The 15,481-nt window shown below is 70.4% G+C and carries 13 protein-coding genes; 8 read left to right on the top strand and 5 right to left on the bottom strand.

Annotation, left to right across the window (positions count from 1 at the left end; all coding sequences use genetic code 11):
• Positions 1-19 precede the first annotated feature (19 nt).
• Complete coding sequence (locus OEB96_RS22150; protein ID WP_266218549.1) at positions 20-1,489, bottom strand: DUF1552 domain-containing protein; 1,470 nt, start codon at positions 1,487-1,489, stop codon at positions 20-22.
• A gap of 2 nt (positions 1,490-1,491) precedes the next feature.
• On the bottom strand, positions 1,492-3,165 hold the full coding sequence (locus OEB96_RS22145) for a DUF1592 domain-containing protein (RefSeq protein ID WP_266218548.1): 1,674 nt from the start codon (positions 3,163-3,165) through the stop codon (positions 1,492-1,494).
• Positions 3,166-3,274: 109 nt separating this feature from the next.
• On the opposite strand from OEB96_RS22145, the gene OEB96_RS22140 reads away from it, so the two are divergent.
• Positions 3,275-3,907 carry an RNA polymerase sigma factor gene (locus OEB96_RS22140; protein ID WP_266218546.1) on the top strand — a complete coding sequence of 211 codons (633 nt, stop codon included), beginning with the start codon at positions 3,275-3,277 and terminating at the stop codon, positions 3,905-3,907.
• 14 nt (positions 3,908-3,921) lie between these two features.
• A complete protein-coding gene (locus tag OEB96_RS22135; RefSeq protein WP_266218544.1) occupies positions 3,922-5,409 on the top strand; it encodes a serine/threonine-protein kinase in 1,488 nt (495 codons plus the stop codon).
• Positions 5,410-5,430: 21 nt separating this feature from the next.
• On the opposite strand, the gene OEB96_RS22130 is transcribed toward OEB96_RS22135, so the two are convergent.
• Both OEB96_RS22130 and OEB96_RS22125 read right to left on the bottom strand, forming a co-directional pair.
• Complete coding sequence (locus OEB96_RS22130; protein ID WP_266218542.1) at positions 5,431-6,222, bottom strand: hypothetical protein; 792 nt, start codon at positions 6,220-6,222, stop codon at positions 5,431-5,433.
• 113 nt (positions 6,223-6,335) lie between these two features.
• Positions 6,336-8,681 (bottom strand): protein kinase domain-containing protein, encoded by a 2,346-nt coding sequence (locus OEB96_RS22125; RefSeq protein WP_266218540.1) that lies wholly within the window; start codon positions 8,679-8,681, stop codon positions 6,336-6,338.
• 150 nt (positions 8,682-8,831) lie between these two features.
• Between OEB96_RS22125 and OEB96_RS22120 the strand changes: the two genes are divergently transcribed.
• Complete coding sequence (locus OEB96_RS22120; protein WP_266218538.1) at positions 8,832-9,578, top strand: tetratricopeptide repeat protein; 747 nt, start codon at positions 8,832-8,834, stop codon at positions 9,576-9,578.
• 122 nt (positions 9,579-9,700) lie between these two features.
• Here the strand turns inward: OEB96_RS22120 and OEB96_RS22115 are convergent, their stop codons facing one another.
• Positions 9,701-10,051, bottom strand: coding sequence for a hypothetical protein (locus OEB96_RS22115; RefSeq protein ID WP_266218537.1), 351 nt, complete (start codon positions 10,049-10,051; stop codon positions 9,701-9,703).
• A gap of 129 nt (positions 10,052-10,180) precedes the next feature.
• Between OEB96_RS22115 and OEB96_RS22110 the strand changes: the two genes are divergently transcribed.
• From OEB96_RS22110 to OEB96_RS22090, 5 genes are all read left to right on the top strand, one after another.
• Positions 10,181-11,287 carry a phosphatase PAP2 family protein gene (locus OEB96_RS22110; RefSeq protein ID WP_266218535.1) on the top strand — a complete coding sequence of 369 codons (1,107 nt, stop codon included), beginning with the start codon at positions 10,181-10,183 and terminating at the stop codon, positions 11,285-11,287.
• A gap of 16 nt (positions 11,288-11,303) precedes the next feature.
• Positions 11,304-11,720 carry a fosfomycin resistance glutathione transferase gene (locus tag OEB96_RS22105; protein ID WP_266218533.1) on the top strand — a complete coding sequence of 139 codons (417 nt, stop codon included), beginning with the start codon at positions 11,304-11,306 and terminating at the stop codon, positions 11,718-11,720.
• 276 nt (positions 11,721-11,996) lie between these two features.
• Positions 11,997-13,385 carry a hypothetical protein gene (locus tag OEB96_RS22100; RefSeq protein ID WP_266218531.1) on the top strand — a complete coding sequence of 463 codons (1,389 nt, stop codon included), beginning with the start codon at positions 11,997-11,999 and terminating at the stop codon, positions 13,383-13,385.
• Positions 13,386-13,436: 51 nt separating this feature from the next.
• The gene (locus tag OEB96_RS22095) at positions 13,437-14,315 is read left to right on the top strand and encodes a GNAT family N-acetyltransferase (RefSeq protein WP_266218529.1); all 879 of its coding nucleotides are present in this window, start codon (positions 13,437-13,439) and stop codon (positions 14,313-14,315) included.
• A gap of 311 nt (positions 14,316-14,626) precedes the next feature.
• Positions 14,627-15,457, top strand: coding sequence for an RICIN domain-containing protein (locus OEB96_RS22090; RefSeq protein ID WP_266218527.1), 831 nt, complete (start codon positions 14,627-14,629; stop codon positions 15,455-15,457).
• Positions 15,458-15,481 lie beyond the last annotated feature (24 nt).

The raw sequence follows: 15,481 nt of genomic DNA, 5'->3' as shown, positions 1-15,481 counted from the left end.
CGGGGACCGACGATGCACGTCAGCCCAGCAGCGAGCCCACCACCCCGCTCACCTCGCCCATCTCGTGATCGACCCCCACCGCTCGCAGGGCGGTGTTGATCACCTGGGTGGGGTGACCGCCGGGGTTGGGCACGTGCACGCCCCCGTTGGGGTTGAGCCCGCCCGCGTGCCCGGCGATGAGCGCCGACATGTTCTCGCTGCTGTGCACGCTGAGCGCGTCGCCCGACTCGGGGTCGTAGCCCCAGCCACCCTCGAACACCAGCACCAGCGCCGAGTTGTCCAGCACCGAGGAGCCATCGAGGTCGGGGATGTCGCGCAGCCGCTGCACCAGGCGCCCGTAGTGCGCCACGTGCCAGGCCACGCCGTCGCTCATGGCATCGAGCCCCACCTGACCGCCGCCGACCCCGAAGTGCCCCAGCTCGTGCATGTCGCTGGGCTGCCCGAACAGCGGGTTGGCATTGAGGAAGCACTGCGCCATCGTGTACATCATCGAGGCCACGCGGGTGAGATCGCAGGTGAAGGCCATCGCGACGAGATCGGTGAGGATCTCGGCCCGCAGCTGCTCGTTGGAGTAGGCCCCTCCGCCCGCATAGCCATCGGTGTCGCCGTTCTCCACCGCCCCCCCGATCGCCGGGTCGTCGCCCGGGTGGGGCAGCAGCTCGCACGCCCCCTCGAGCGGCGGCGCCTCTTGATCCAGGCGCTGCTCGAGGCTGCGCAGCTCGTCGAAGTGTCGCTGCAGCCGCTGTCGATCGGCGGCGCCGAGCTTGGGGATCAGGGTCTGGGCGTCCTCGAGCACCAGATCCACCGCGCTGCGACGGCGTCGCAGCACCGCCAGGGCCTCGGCCGCCTGCGCCGGATCGGGCGGCACGAAGCCCGTGAACAGCGACTCGTAGGCCAGTCGCGGGCTCACGATCGGATCCACGGGCACGATCGTCCCGCCCTCGTCGCGATAGGAGATCCGACCGCGGTCGCCCCCGTCACCGTTGCTGCCGCGGTAGTAGGCCGCCTGCACCCGGTAGGCCAGCAAGCGATGCACCGTGTCCTGCCCCAGCACGTCGGCGGCGATCTGATCGGAGGTGGCCCCCTGCGCACGCTCGTTGCCGTCGTCGGCCCCGCGCACGCCGCTGATGAGCGGTGCCACCGACTTGGCGTGCCAGTTGCGTACGCGCCCCCCCGCCGGCACGCTCCCCGCATCGCCCCAGGGGATCTCCATGCCGGTGACCACCGACACCGAGTCGCGAATGCCGAGGTCGAGCAGCGGCTGGAGCGCCCGCTTGACGTCGTAGCCGGCCCCGGTGGCATCGGGCACGAGCTGGTCGTAGTCGAACCCGGGAAAGCCGATCGACGAGCCGGCAAAGCCGAGGAAGTAGCGCTGCGGGGCCCCGGTGGCCGCCTTGGCCTGCATGCTCTCGAGCAAGGGCAGCGCCAGCGTGAACCCGGCGGCGCCCCGCAGGAACGAGCGACGGAACGTGCGATTGCGAAGCACCATGACTACTGTCCCTCCTCTTCTTCGCGCCGCAGCGCAAACGCCTCGTCGGACACGAAGCGCACCAGCAGCTCGGTCAGATCGAAGTCGGCCTGCAGGCCCATCTCGTCCACGATCGAGCCCACGAATGCATCGTCGAGGGCCTGGAGCTCGCTGCGGCCCATCGCAAAGCGGTAGAGCTGCCGGGTCACGCAGCGATTGAGCGTGCCCGAGTCGAGCAACACGTCCGACAGCTCGGCCGGGCCGCTGAACGGGACCCCGTCGAGCGAGCCCTCGCCCGAGATCACGCAGGTGGGGTCGTCGTTCTCCACCGTGCGGAACACCCCGCGGTGGTCGTACTGCTCGAGGCCCAGGCCGATCGGATCCATGAGCCCGTGGCAGCCGGCGCAGTTCCCCTGGGCGTGCTCGGTGCGATAGAACTCCTCCTTGCACGTGCCCTCGGGCGGCTCGGTGTCGTCCACGTTGACGTTGGGGGGCGGCGGCGGGATGTCCTGGCACATCATCCGCGTGCGCACCAGGATGCCGCGCTTGGTCGGGCTGCTGTCGTCGACCTTGGCCATCGCCGACAGGAACGCGCCGTGCGAGAGCAGCCCCTGGCGCCCCGACTCGCCGTAGGACACCCAGGCCGAGGCCCCTGCGGGCGCGGGCAGGCCGTAGTGCTCGGCCAGCGTCGCGTCCACGAAGGTCTCCTCGGCGCGCAGCAGCTCCTGCCAGGGCAGGCCGTCCTCGAACACCACGCGATCGATGAGGGCCTGGGTCTCGGCCTGCATCGCGCTCGCCAGCGCGGGTGCGTGCGGCAGCTGCTCGTAGCCCAGCCACAGCGCGTGGAAGCGGCCCACGCGGGCCCGCGCCCGGGGATCGTCGAGCATCGACTCGGCGGCAGCGATGATGTCCTCGGTGGTGTGCAGCTGCCCCGCGTCGGCCAGGTCGAGCAGTGCATCCGAGGGGGTGCTGCCCCACAAGAAGTAGGACAGGCGAGCGGCGAGCTCGTGGTCGCCGAGGCGGAACACCCCGGGAGCATCGGGCACCGGGGTGCCCAGCTCGACCCGGTACAGGAACTCGGGGTGCTGCAACAACGCGCGCAGAGCCACCTCGACCGCCGCATGGAAGTCGCCCGCGTGCTCTGCCTCGACCACCAGGCCGGCGTAGCGCTCGATCTCCGTGGCCGTCAGGGGACGTCGCAGGGCACGACGGCCAAAGCGGGTGACGAACTCGCGAAAGCACGCCGCGTCGGCGGTGGACTCTGGCGTGCAGCCGACCGCGGCCTCGCGCAGCGCCTCGTCGGCCACCACCAGCGTGGCCACGTCGGCCGCGAGCAGCTCGGCGCCCTCGATGAGGGCCTGCGAGGCGACCTGGGTGGTGTAGTCGTTGTCGAACGGCTGGCGCCAGTCCTCGGGGAGCAGGAGCGCCGCGTCCACCTCGACCCCGAGCAGATCGTGCACGGTGGCCGCGTACTCGACCGCGGTCAGCCGGCGCAGGCCCGACACGCCCACGCGATCGAGCACCGCCTGGTCGACCGGCTCCCCCCCGTCGGCATCGGTGTCCGACTCGGCCGCCGTGTCCCCCGTGCCTCCGTCGCCCCCGGCCCAGCCATCGCGGCCCGTGTAGCAGCCCGTGGCCAGCACGAGCGCCACGCTCGCCGCCGCCCACGGCCCTCCCCTGCCCTTGCATCGCCTCATCACGCCCACTGGTTGCGCGAGGAAGGCAAACGTCCCACATGGATCGAAGAATTATTGGCGTGGGGTACGGTACTCGTTGCGCAGAGCCTGCATGGTATGGTGGCGGCCCGTGGACGCTCCGGACGATGCATGGCTGCTGCAGCGGTGGCGCGCGGGCGACCGCGGCGCGGGGCAGGCCCTGATGCGGCGCCACTATGCGGGCGTGCTGCGGTACTTCGAGCTCAACGCGAGCTGGGCGGCCGAGGACCTGGTCCAGGCCACCTTCATGGCCTGTGTGGAGCGAGCTGGCGACGTGCGCGACGCCGCGGCGTTTCGCGGCTACCTCATGGGGATCGCACGGCGTCAGCTGGCCCTCCACCTGCGCGAGCTGTCGCGCAAGGGCTACGGGGAATTCGACGAGGAGCAGGCTCCCCAGCGCACCCAGCTCTCGACGTTGATCGCGCGCAGCCGTGATCAGACGCTCGTGCTGCGAGCGCTGGCCTCTCTACCACGGCGTCCCCAGCTGCTCCTGGTCCTGTTCTACTGGGACCGCATGACCACACCCCAGCTCGCCTCGGCCCTGGCGATCCCCGAGAGCACCGTGCGCACCCAGCTGGCGCGCGCTCGCGATCGCCTGCGCCGGCGCATGGAGGAGCTCGCCGGCACGGGCATGGTGCGGCTCGACGATCACGAGCAGTGGCTGCCGCAGCTGCTCGTGTCGGTGACGTCGAGCGCGGGCGAGCTCCCCACGTTCGGGCGCTAGGACGAGGGTGCGTCGTGGAGCTCGCGGAGATCGCATCGGCCCCCACGAGCCTGGCTCCGGGCGCCACGATCGGGCGCTATCAGATCATCCGCCGCCTGCAAAAGGGCGGCATGGCCGAGCTCTACCTCGCGCGACAGCTCGCGGCTGCGCCCGGGGCGGAGCCAGCAGCGGGCTTGGCATCGAGCCCGCCCCGCTACGAGAAGATCGTGGCGCTCAAGCGGGTGCTGCCCCACCTGGCCGAGGACGCGGCGTTCGTGCGCATGTTCCTCAACGAGGCCCGCCTGGCCGCGGGCCTCGACCACGGCAACATCGCCCACGTGCTCGACTTCGGCTCGCAAGGGCCCGAGCACTACCTGGTGCTCGAGTACGTGCACGGGTGCTCGGTGCTCGAGCTGCTCAAGGAGGCGGGCAAGCACGGCGGGCTGTCGCTGCCGTGCGCGCTGACCATCGTGCACGAGGTCGCGGCGGCGCTGCACTACGCCCACGACAAGGCCGGGCCCGACGGGCGCCCGCTCGGGCTCGTCCACCGCGACGTCTCGCCCAGCAACGTACTGGTCAGCTACGACGGCGAGGTCAAGCTCGTCGACTTCGGGATCGCCAAGGCCACCGCGCACACGCGGGTCACGCAATCGGGCACGATCAAGGGCAAGCTGGCCTACATGGCCCCCGAGCAGGTCCGCGGCGAGACGCTCGATCGGCGGGCCGACGTGTTCTCGCTGGCCGTGGTCATGTACGAGCTGTGCACGGGGCGGCGCTGCTTCGTGGCGCCCGGGGAATTCGCCCTCATCAACCGCGTGGCCGCCGGCAAGTACGAGCGGCCCTCGGCGATCCGACCGGGGTTTCCCGAGCCGCTCGAGCGGATCATCGCGCGGGGGCTCGCGGTCGCGATCGAGGAACGGTTCGAGTCGGCGCGAGCGCTGCAGCTGGCGATCGAGGAATTTGCCGAGGACCACGGCCTGCGGCTGTCCAAGCTCGCGCTGGCCGATGCGATGGTGGGGCTGTTCGGACACGTGGCCTACCCGACGACCCAGGCGCTGCCCGCTCCCGTGCCGCCCCCCACGAGCGAGCCCACGCCGCTGCCGCTCGAGCCGGTCACGCGCTCGAGAAGGAGCCGGGCCACCGGCTGGCTCGCCGCCGGGGCGCTGGGACTCGGGCTCGGGCTCGGGCTCGGGGGGCCGCGGCTGTGGTCGGCCGTCGACGAGGAAGCATCGGAGCCCGACGAGCCCACCACGGTCGACGATCCGCCCGGGCCGGGCCCCACCCGCACCCCGCCCGCGCCGAGCGATCCGGTGCCGATCGCGGCCCCGGCCTCCCCCGACGCAGAGGACCCGACGGCCGCGGACGATGATGCGCTGGTGCTCACCGACGACGACGCACCCACCGGAGCACGGCGCCGCTCGGGTCGACGCAAGGCACGCAAGACCAAGGCAGCCGCGTCCGAGACGAGCACGAAGACGGCAACCGAGTACCTGCCCCCCTCGCGCCGCTCGGACGGCGGCTGATGCCCGCAGGGATCCGGATTGTTAGAGCAGCGGGGTCTCGACGTAGGTCGTGATGGTGTGCAGCGGCGCGCCGCCGGGCGAGATGCCCTTCATGCAATCGATCGCGGTCGGCGACACGGGCCTCACGAAGTCGCAGCGGCTGGACAACGGCGGGACCATGCAGCCGCCATACGTGGTGAAGCCGCAGTACCCCCCCAGGAGGTTCGAGCACGTCCGGCCGTCGAGCTGCGCGAGCACCGAGCCGATCAACGTCCCCTGGCACATGTAGGCCTCGTCGTCGGAGAGGAACAAGTTGCCGAAGAAGTTGGCCTCGTAGTGGGGATGGCCCGGGTCCGGGGTCGTACCGAGGGCAGGGTGCTCACCCCGCAGGTGTAGCGAGACGGTCTGACCGCTGACGTTGGTGCGCGCGAGCACACACGCCGAGACCCACTCCTGGCAGCTCTGGTCGCACGGCTCGTCGTACCACTCGGGGGCCAGGCCCAGTGCCCCGTGGAAGTCCACGGGCTCACCATCGACGGTCTTGGTCACGGTCTGATCGCTCGACAGCGCACACTCCACCACGTACCGGGCAGTGGCCAGCCGACCGGAATCGGAGAGATGGGCACCGTCGAGCCCATCCACCGTGTGGAGACCATGCGCGGGATCGATTCCACCGACATCCGGGTCGTCGAGACCATTGTTGATGAATCCACCCGGCGGATTGGGTGGGGTCTGGATCACATCGCCATCATCGCCTCGAAATTGCCACTCGTCGTCCCAGACGGTGTCATCGGGTACGGCACAGGCCAGTGTCCCCAGGACCCATGGAATCACTGCGGCGATTCGTACGCTGCGATCCATTGATTTTCGGCATTCACGCACCCTCATTCGTCCATGTCCTTCGGCCCGTTCTGGGCGTGCACGATGTACCATGAATCATGTGTCGTTCAATCCGCATGCTCCTGTAACCATATATCGGTGACGGCACGCAGCTCGGATTCGTCGGGCCCCAACGATTCGGCCACTTGGCTGGCCATGGCTCGAGCCTCGGCTCGGCGCCCGAGCTCCCAGAGCGCGTTGGCCATCGTCATCCGAACCTCGCGTTCCCAGGCAGGCGCCACGGAAGCGACCTCGAGCCTCTCCAGCACGACCGCACACACGTCGACGGCCGCCTCGAAGCGCCCGAGTCCCTGCTCCACCGAGCAGCTTCCGATCAGCGCATGGGTCATGAAGATGCTCGACGGGCCCACCGTGGCCTCGAAGATCGAGCGCGCGCGCTCGATCGACTCGCCGGCGGCTCGATGGCGCCGGGCATGGATGAGCGCCGTGGCCAGGTTGTTGTGGGCGATCCCCACATCGAGGTGCTCTGCTCCCAGCGCGCGGACCTTGAGCTCGAGCGCCTCCGTGAGATGAGCGATCGCGGAGTCCTCGTCCCCCTGCCTGGAGGCCAGCACCCCGCGATCGTTGAGCAGCCACGCCCGCAGCAACGGATCGCCGACCCGCTCCACCGCGGAGGCCGCTCCCAGCAGGTAGTGCCTCGCCTCCTCCAGCTCACCTTGCATGGCGGCCGCGTAGACCAGCGACAGCCAGGCCCGCGCCTCCACGCGGCTCTGGCCCAGGCGGCTGGCCTCGTCGATCACCGCCTCGAGCCGGCCCCTGGTCTCGGGCATCATCCACCCCTCGGCATTGATCCGTCCGAGGCACTCGAGCGCCTCGGCGTGAAGATGCGGCGCTCCCAGGGCGGTGGCGGCCTTGACCGCGCCAGAGGCCAGCGCCTGCGCCTCCACGTAGCGCCCGATCTCCCGCAGGTCGTTGGCGCGATCGATGTCGCGGCGCAGCTCGTCATGGCGTGGCTCCGACGCGAGCTCCTCCACCGGCGGGTGCCGCTCCCCGAGGGCCTCGGCACAGGCCGTCAACCGGGGCAGCTTGAACGGCAGCACCGAGCCCTGGACCAGCGCAGCGGCGTCCTCGGCCCCGACCAGCACGTCGATCGCGACCACCGCGTGATTGCGGCTGCGCTCCAGGCAACGAGCCCGCCGCTCGAACGTGGCCTCGGACTGCTCGTGGGTCACGAAGGTCGCGGTACACGACTCGTGCGCCATCGTTCCCCATGCCCGGGCATGGTCGTCGAGGATCGCAGTGACTCGCGGCTCCAGCACGTTGGCATCGGGTGGGTCGTGACGAGCGAACGCCTCCGCCACACGCTGCCGCGCGTCCTCGTCCCACGCACCCAGGAGCGTCGCGTCGATCTCGGCACAGGGGCTGGGCGGCGAGCTCCGCAGCGACAGCCCTCCGCCCAGCGCGAGCCCGATCCCCAGCATGGCCGCGGCCGGCCATCCACGCCGACGCCTCGTACCCGCCTCGAGCGCGCCGATGAGCGCGTCCATGCTCGGCCAGCGCTCGGCGGGTCGCAGCGACAGCCCTCGCTCCAGGACCTGGCGGATCCGTCGTGGCACCGGGGCGCCCGCCACGGGCATCCGCCGACCCTCGAGCATCGCCCGCATCAGAGACCCGGGACCATCGGCCTCGTAGGGGAGCACGCCATGGAGCGCCTCATGAAGCGCGGCGCACAGCGAGTACTGGTCGGTCCGCGCATCTGCGGGCTGGCCCTGCAGCTGCTCGAGCGACATGTAAGCGAGCGTTCCGAGCACCACCCCCTCCCGCGTGAGGCGGGCCTTGAGCGAGCTGGACGCGGCGGCGTGATCCTCGACCGGCTCGTCGAGGGTGGCCTCGGCGCGGCCGCGCGTTCCCACCTCGCGTGCCAGGCCGAAGTCGAGCACACGCACCCGCCCGTCGTCTCCCAGGATGCAATTGTCGGGCTTGAAGTCGCGGTGGATCAGGCCCTTGGCATGAGCCGCCGCCAGTCCGCGCGCGGCCTGCAGGTAGTGCGCGACGACCTCACGCCATGGACGAGGGGAGCGCTGCCACTTGGTCAGCGTGCATCCACGAACGAGCTCCATCGCGATGAACATCCGCTGGCCAACCATGCCCACGTCGTAGATCTGCACGACGTTGGGGTGGGACAACCGGGCCAGCGCCTGGGCCTCTCGCAAGAGTCTCGCATGATGGCGTCGCGCCATCTCGGGGTGCAATAGCTTGAGCGCCACATTGCGATCGAGCTGCTCGTCGTGGGCCTCGACGACAATCCCCATGCCACCGTGGCCCAGCGGCCCCAGCACCAGGAACCGGCCGACGTGTTGACCACGAATGGACCTCACCTCGGCGCTCGCCGCACCATCGCGTCCAGAGGCGTGGCCGTCCTCCGTGACGAAGAGGTCGCTCGATGCAACCATCCTTCACTCCCGGTAACATGGGCCTTTGGGGCTCTTCAAGGATCTCGAGCACGTCGGTCGTCGCGCTGGGTCGAAGACCGTGGCACATTGCCCCGCCGCGTCCAGCCCCTTGCCAGGCCGGGTATGGTCGGGCTAGAGGTATGTCCTCGGATGTCGACCGCGTTCGCTCTCGTGCTCGCAGCGCTCGCCTCGTCGAGCGCCTCGAGCACCCTGGCGGGCCTCCGGCACGCCGAACCCGAGGCCATCGCGGCCGAGGATCCGGCCACGCTCGCGGGCCGCCTGTTTCGCGAGGGCGAGTATGCGAAGGCCGCCGCGGAGTTCGAACGCGCCTACGCGCGCACGGGCGACCCCGCGTTCCTGTTCGGGCGGGCGCAGTCCCTGCGGCGAGCGGGCAACTGCAAGGCGGCGATCGAGGTGTTCGAGGCATTCATCGCGGCCGGTCCGCCCGAGCCCGATGTCCGAGCCGCTCGGGACGTGATCGACGCGTGCCGCTCGATCCTCGGAGAGGACGAGCCGACGACCGCGGTCGAGCCCACCCGCGACGCGCTCGAGCCCACCCGCTCGCCGAGCGACGATCCCACTGCCCCCTCGCCACGACGCGACGTGCTCGGAGGGGTGCTCGTGGGGCTCGGCGCGGGGCTCGTGGTGGGCGGCTCGGTGCCCTCCGTGCTCTCGTTCACCCGTGCGCGCACATCGGTCGAGGCGGAGTCGGAGCAGGCCTACGAGCAGCGTCGCCGCTCGGTCCGCACCCTCTGGGCGACCGGAGCGAGCGTGATGGTCGCGGGGGGCGCCCTCGTGGTGGCTGGCGTGGTTCGCTATGCGATCGTGGCGCGAAGGTCGGGCGACCACGCCGCGCGAGCATCGCTCGTCGGCGACCCGCTCACGTGGCGGTTCTAGTCTGTAGGGAGGCCGTTCCGCCGGCCTCCCCCCGTCCCGGCGAAGCCGTGACGGGGGCCCCCTCCTCTCAGGCCCTTCGGGCCCGTCCTGCGTCCTGCGTCCTGCGTCGCGGTCGGTGAGGGCTAGCAGGAGATCGTCACGAGGTGGTCGTGCGCCTCGGCCACCGTGGAGAACACCGCCACCGTCTCTCCGCGGTACAGCCTCGCGAGCTGCTGCGTCGTGAGCGTCACCAGATGGGAGTGGGAGGCCTCGCCGCGGATGTCGTAGGTGACGTCGTCACTGGCACCCAGATCGGCCAGGGGGATCACCAGTTGGTGTCCATGGTTGCTCGCGATGCTCACGTCGGGATCGTCCTCGCACTCCCCTCCCCCTTCGGCCGCGCACCCCAGGTTCAGAGGCAAGGAGCCCACGCCGAGCAAGCTGGCGCTGATCCTGAGGAAGCGCCCACGGGTCAGCATTCGTTTCGAGCCCATCACGGCCCAGCCTAGGATCCACCGGGGCGCTCACCACCCCGACTCGTCGACGCGTGGTAGAACCATGCGATGTCGTCGGCGAGGGGAACGCGTGGGATGACGTTGGGGTGGCCATGCACGACCGCTTGCATGATCCTCCTCGGAGGCGCTTGCCCGGCGCATGCGAGGGCGCTCGACGGTGAACCGCCCGTTTCGGCGAGCGAGCCGCCCAACGCCACGAACGAGCCGAGCCAGACCGCAGCGGCGAGCGACGAAGCGAGCGACGCGACCGCGGCGCCCGACGACGGGCCGGAGGCGTCCGCTCCTGGCGACGACGCGGCGCCGAGCGAGCCGAGCGAGCCGAGCGAGGAGGCGCCACCATCCGCCGGCGCCGAGACCTTCGTCGCCGTGCCCGCCCCGCCGCTGCAGCGCTCGCCGACCTCCTCGCCGCCCGTCTCGCGACCCGTCCACCCGCTGCACGTGCGCTGGGGAATCACGGCCCCCGTGATCGCGACCACCGGCCTCGGCTTCGCCATCATGGAGCGCCTGGGGGAGAGCCGCGCGGCGCCGACGGTGTGCTCACCGCCTCGAGAGGGCACGTGCCCCGACCTCGGGATCCTCGAGCCCATCGATGGTGTCGCGCTGGGGCACTACAACGGTACCGCCGCCACGCTCTCGGACGTGACGATGGCGCTCGCCCTCGTCGGCCCGTTGGTGGTGAGTCTGACCGAGTCGATCCGGTGGGCTCGGCGGGAGCGCGAGCAGGGCGTCGACCGACCGCGTAGGCGCGGGGCGGCCCGCTTCGGCATCGACACCGCGATCTGGGCCGAGTCGATCGGGGTCGCGATGCTCACCACCGACATCCTCAAGGACGCGGTCGGCCGCCCGCGACCGCTTGCGCACCTGCCCGAGGACACGTTGTTGGCCGAGGGCGTCGAGCCCGACGGCGACTTCGGCCGCTCGTTTCCCTCGGGACACGCCACCATCACGTTCGCCTCGGCGGTGGCCGGGGCCATGCTTCTGACGCTCGCGCAGTGCGAGCCGCAGCCGCACGCGCGTCGCTGCGCGCCGCGAACCCGCCGTCAGAAGGTGGGCCTGGGCCTCGCGTGGGGGCTCGGCCTCGCCGCCGCCTCGGCCACGGCCACCCTACGCGTGGTCGCCGGCAAGCACTACCCCACCGACGTGCTGATGGGCGCGGTGCTGGGGGCCAGCAGCGGGATCGCGGTGCCGCTGCTGCACGATCGGCGCTGGCGCTGAGCGAGGACGCATGGGCATGATCACCGCCATCAACCACGTGACCCTCGCGGTGGCCGACCTCGACCGCTCGCTGCGGTTCTACGTGGACGTGCTCGGCTGCCATGCGATGGCGCGCTGGGTACGAGGGGCCTACCTCGAGGCGGGAACGCTGTGGCTGTGCCTGAGCCTCGACGTGCGGGCCGAGGCCTCCCCGGCCACCGGCGGCACCCACCTCGCGTTCTCGGTGGACGCCGATCGCTTCGAGACGCTGCGCGACCGGATCCTGACCGCCGGCGCGAGACAGTGGCAAGACGACCGCAGCGAGGGACCGTCGCTCTACTTCGAGGATCCCGACGGCCACCGCCTCGAGATCCACGTGGGGGATCTGCGATCGCGACTCGCCGCGTGCCGGCAGGCGCCCTACGAGGGCATGGAATTCCTCGACCGGGCGTGAGCCCTACCACGACCGTCGCGTGCTGCAAGGCATCGCATCAGCGCGCATCTCGACATGACCACGGGAGCATGGCGGCTGCCGCGGATGCTATGGTGCGGCCCGATGTCCCTTCGCGCTGGCCCGAGCCTCGCGTCGGTGGCCATGCTCCTCGCATCGTGCCATCGGGCGCCATCCATGCCCCCGAGCCTTCCTCCGAGCGCCGAGCCCACCGACGCATCCGCATCGAAGCCCGAGCCCTCGTCTTCACCGCTGGGGACCCCGCTCCCTCGAGGAGCCATGGGCGAGGTACTCGGCACCGAGCACCCCGTACGGGTCGGCGCAGTGGGGTCCGATGGCAGCTGGGCCGTGATCTGTCAGGCGCGCGAGGACACCGACGGCGACGGTGAGATCGCCGTACGCCAGCACATCGTCTCGATCGAGGGCGACCAGATCACACCCTACCTCGTCCTGGGCTCCGGGCCTGGGCACGCCATGCCCGAGCGGATGGCCTCGACCCGAGATGGCCGCTGGCTCGCCTTCAGCGACTCGAGCGGGGTCGGTCTGGTGGACACCGCGGTGCCCTCCATGCGCCGGTTGCCGCCGCTGTCGACCGAGGGACCGACCGTGCTGAGGTTCTCGGCCGACGGCACCCACCTCGTGGGGCGCTTCACCGGAGTGGACGACGAGCACCTGGAGGTGCATCGCCTGTCCGATGGCGAGCACTGGTCGGTGGACCTGGGGCCTGGCGTGCTCGTCGGCATGCGCATGGACCCGGCGGGTCGCGCCGTGTGGCTGGAGATTGCACGCGAGGACACCAACGGCGACGGTCGGATCAACGGCCCTCGCTTCGCCATCGACACGCTGTCCTCGATGCAGTGGGCGTGTGGCCTCTCGGGGGGCCTGGGCGTGATGGGCAAGGGCGATCCCCACGATGCGGTGCAGGTGCATCGGGTCGATCTCCAGCCCGGGGCGACGCTCGTGAGCGAGCCCGGCGGGCTGCTGGCGCTCACCGGAGGCATCCTGGCCCGCGAGCCCGACGGCGCGCTCGTGCTGCGATCGCCCTCGGGCGTACGGACGGTGACCGACGCGACCTGCGACGGCGTGGTCGCCTGGAGTGACGAGCAAGGGCGCTCGGCGATCGTCGCCTGTCGCTCGCACGCCACGCTGCTCGAGGTCCATGGCGATGGCTCGTCCGAGCCGCTGGGATCGGGCGAGGTCTCGCGCGATGCGGAGAGCCTCGGAGGCTGGCCGGCCCTGCTCTCCGTGGGCCCCGGCGAGCTCCTGAGCCCCACGACCCACGAGCGCGTGACCCTGCCGACCTTCGACTTCGTCATGCACGCGCGGCCCGAGGCCGTGGTGGTTCGCCGTGGCGGCGACCTGGTGCACCATCGGTTTCGCGGTGACTCGCGCGGCCGCGGGCTGGGGCCCTTCGAGCGCTGGAGATGGATCAGGCACGCCGCAGGCGAGTGGATCGTACTGGCCAACGGCGTGGAGGCACGCGTGCTCTCGATGACCACTGGAGCCGAGCGAGGTCGGGTGGATGGCGAGGTGTACGGCGTGACGACCGACGGTCGTGTGCTGCTGGGACCGGCCCGGGCGCCACGCGACGACTCGGATCCGATGAGCACGTGGCCACGTGGGCCGCTGCGATGGGTGGCTCCGCTCGATCCCGCCATGGGCGGGTGAGCTCGCCGCGGACCGAGCGTAGAGTCCGTCGCCAGTCCCCAACCGAGTGCCATGACCGAGCTGGAGTACCACCGTTGTGACGCGATCGACCCGACGGTCGTCCATGCGGCCTTCTCCCGGGGGTTCTCCGACTACGTCGTGCAGTTCTCGCTGGGGGTGGACGCCTTCGAGCAGCGCTTCTTTGGCATCGAATGCAACCAGCGGGCGTGCTCCTTCGTGGCGCTGGTCGACGGCGAGCCGGCGGGGCTGATCCTGGGTGGAGTACGGACGCTCGAGGGCGTACGAACGATGCGCATGGGGGCGATGGCGATCGTCCCCGAGCACCGCGGGCGTCTGGGCCTGAGCCGTGGGCTGTTCGAGCGCCATCGGCAATCCGCCCGCGAGGCCGGATGCGCGCAACTGTGGCTCGAGGTGATCGTGGGCAACGACCGGGCCATTGCGTTCTACCGCAAGCAGGGCTACGAGCCGGTGGGGCGGCTCGGCTACTACCACCACGACGAGCCCGGTACGATCGTACCGGGCTCGATGGAGGGGCCGCGCATCGAGCCGTGCTCGCTGGCGGACGCGCGCGGGTGCGCCACGGCTGCGGTGCACGTCAACTGGCAAAACCAGGCGTTCTGCATCGAGCAGGTCACGGGGCAGCGAAGCTTCGCCGTGGTCGAAGGTGGTGGGATCGCCGGAGCGATCGGGCTGGATCCGAGCGGAAGGATCGACTTCTTGTACGTCCGCGAGCCGCAGCGTCGTCGCGGGCTGGGTACGGCGTTGCTGGCGACCGCCATACGCGAGCTGCAGCCGGCGGGGCTCTCGGTAGGGACGCCGAGCGAGCCTTCGCTCGATGCATTCCTGCTCGCTCGCGGGTTCCGGCGGCGGTCGCTCGAGCAGCACGAGATGCGGCGAACCGCAGGGGTTCGAACCACCGGATCTCCGTAGCCACCGTAGCCGGGCTGGGCCCGAGCCCGACGAAGCCGGCGCCCGGCGAGGCGCCGCGTTCGTCGATCCACCAACTGCACATCATACCCACTTCGATCCGCACGATGAACCATGTTCGCCGTACGATACGTGATCGCGCGCAGTGCGGTTCATGGCCGAGTGCCATGCTCGTTTGGTCCCATGAGCCCGGCGAACGAGTCCTGATCACACGAGTCCTGAGACACGAGTCCTGATCACACGAGCGAGCGTGTGATCACGAGCGCCGGCAAGAGGACACGAGAGAGACCGCCATGATCCACAGCAGTTCGAACATGCCCCTTTCCGCCGGCATCTACACCGTCCGTCAGGAGAGCACGGGGCGCTTCATGGATGCGCACGAGAATTCGGCCAACGACTACTCCGTGGTCACCCGCCCCGCACAGAACAATGACACTCAACGGTGGCGCTTCACGCCGATCGGAGCGATCCATACCATCCGACAGGTCAGCTCCGGCCGCTACCTCGATGCGCACGAGAATTCGGCCAACGACTACTCCGTGGTCACTCGCCCGGATCAAGACAACGACACCCAGCGGTGGGTGGCACTCCCCGTCGTGGGCAGCCTGTCGACCTACACGCTCCAGCAGCTGAGCTCGCGGCGGTTCATGGACGCCCACGAGAATTCGGCCAACGACTACTCCGTGGTCACCCGCCTGGATCAAGACAACGAGACCCAGCGGTGGGTGGCCTCGCTCGTGAGCGGCAACACCTACACGCTCCAGCAGCAGAGCACCGAGCGGTTCATGGACGCCCACGAGAATTCGGCCAACGACTACTCCGTGGTCACTCGCCCGAGGCAGGACAACGACACCCAGCGATGGCACTTCGCGCTGATCGGCGGCCTCTACGTGATCCAGCAGGTCAGCTCCGATCGCTTCGTCGATGCCCATGAATCGGGCTCCGACTACTCGGTCGTCACCCGGACCGGTCAGTACGACGACACCCAGCGATGGGTCGTCTTGCACGTGGCCAGCAACGCCTATACGGTGCAGCAGCTCAGCACGGGGCGCTTCATGGATGCCCACGAGAATTCGGCCAACGACTACTCCGTGGTCACCCGCCCGCCCCAAGGCAACGCGACGCAGCGCTGGCTCATCGGCTGACCCGCCCGCTCCGCTTCGAGGGTA

The organism is Paraliomyxa miuraensis, from assembly GCF_026337845.1.
GTDB lineage: Bacteria > Myxococcota_A > Polyangia > Nannocystales > Nannocystaceae > Paraliomyxa > Paraliomyxa miuraensis.
Note: the sequence above shows the minus strand (reverse complement) of the source record. Positions and strands in the feature narration are given on the sequence as shown.

Excerpts from the sequence above, each read along its gene's own strand:
- OEB96_RS22150 (WP_266218549.1), bottom strand. The coding sequence starts at position 1,489 with ATGGTGCTTCGCAATCGCACGTTCCGTCGCTCGTTCCTGCGGGGCGCC.
- OEB96_RS22145 (WP_266218548.1), bottom strand. The coding sequence starts at position 3,165 with ATGAGGCGATGCAAGGGCAGGGGAGGGCCGTGGGCGGCGGCGAGCGTG.
- OEB96_RS22125 (WP_266218540.1), bottom strand. The coding sequence starts at position 8,681 with ATGGTTGCATCGAGCGACCTCTTCGTCACGGAGGACGGCCACGCCTCT.
- OEB96_RS22120 (WP_266218538.1), top strand. The coding sequence starts at position 8,832 with ATGTCGACCGCGTTCGCTCTCGTGCTCGCAGCGCTCGCCTCGTCGAGC.
- OEB96_RS22115 (WP_266218537.1), bottom strand. The coding sequence starts at position 10,051 with ATGGGCTCGAAACGAATGCTGACCCGTGGGCGCTTCCTCAGGATCAGC.
- OEB96_RS22110 (WP_266218535.1), top strand. The coding sequence starts at position 10,181 with ATGATCCTCCTCGGAGGCGCTTGCCCGGCGCATGCGAGGGCGCTCGAC.
- OEB96_RS22105 (WP_266218533.1), top strand. The coding sequence starts at position 11,304 with ATGATCACCGCCATCAACCACGTGACCCTCGCGGTGGCCGACCTCGAC.
- OEB96_RS22100 (WP_266218531.1), top strand. The coding sequence starts at position 11,997 with ATGGGCGAGGTACTCGGCACCGAGCACCCCGTACGGGTCGGCGCAGTG.
- OEB96_RS22095 (WP_266218529.1), top strand. The coding sequence starts at position 13,437 with ATGACCGAGCTGGAGTACCACCGTTGTGACGCGATCGACCCGACGGTC.
- OEB96_RS22090 (WP_266218527.1), top strand. The coding sequence starts at position 14,627 with ATGCCCCTTTCCGCCGGCATCTACACCGTCCGTCAGGAGAGCACGGGG.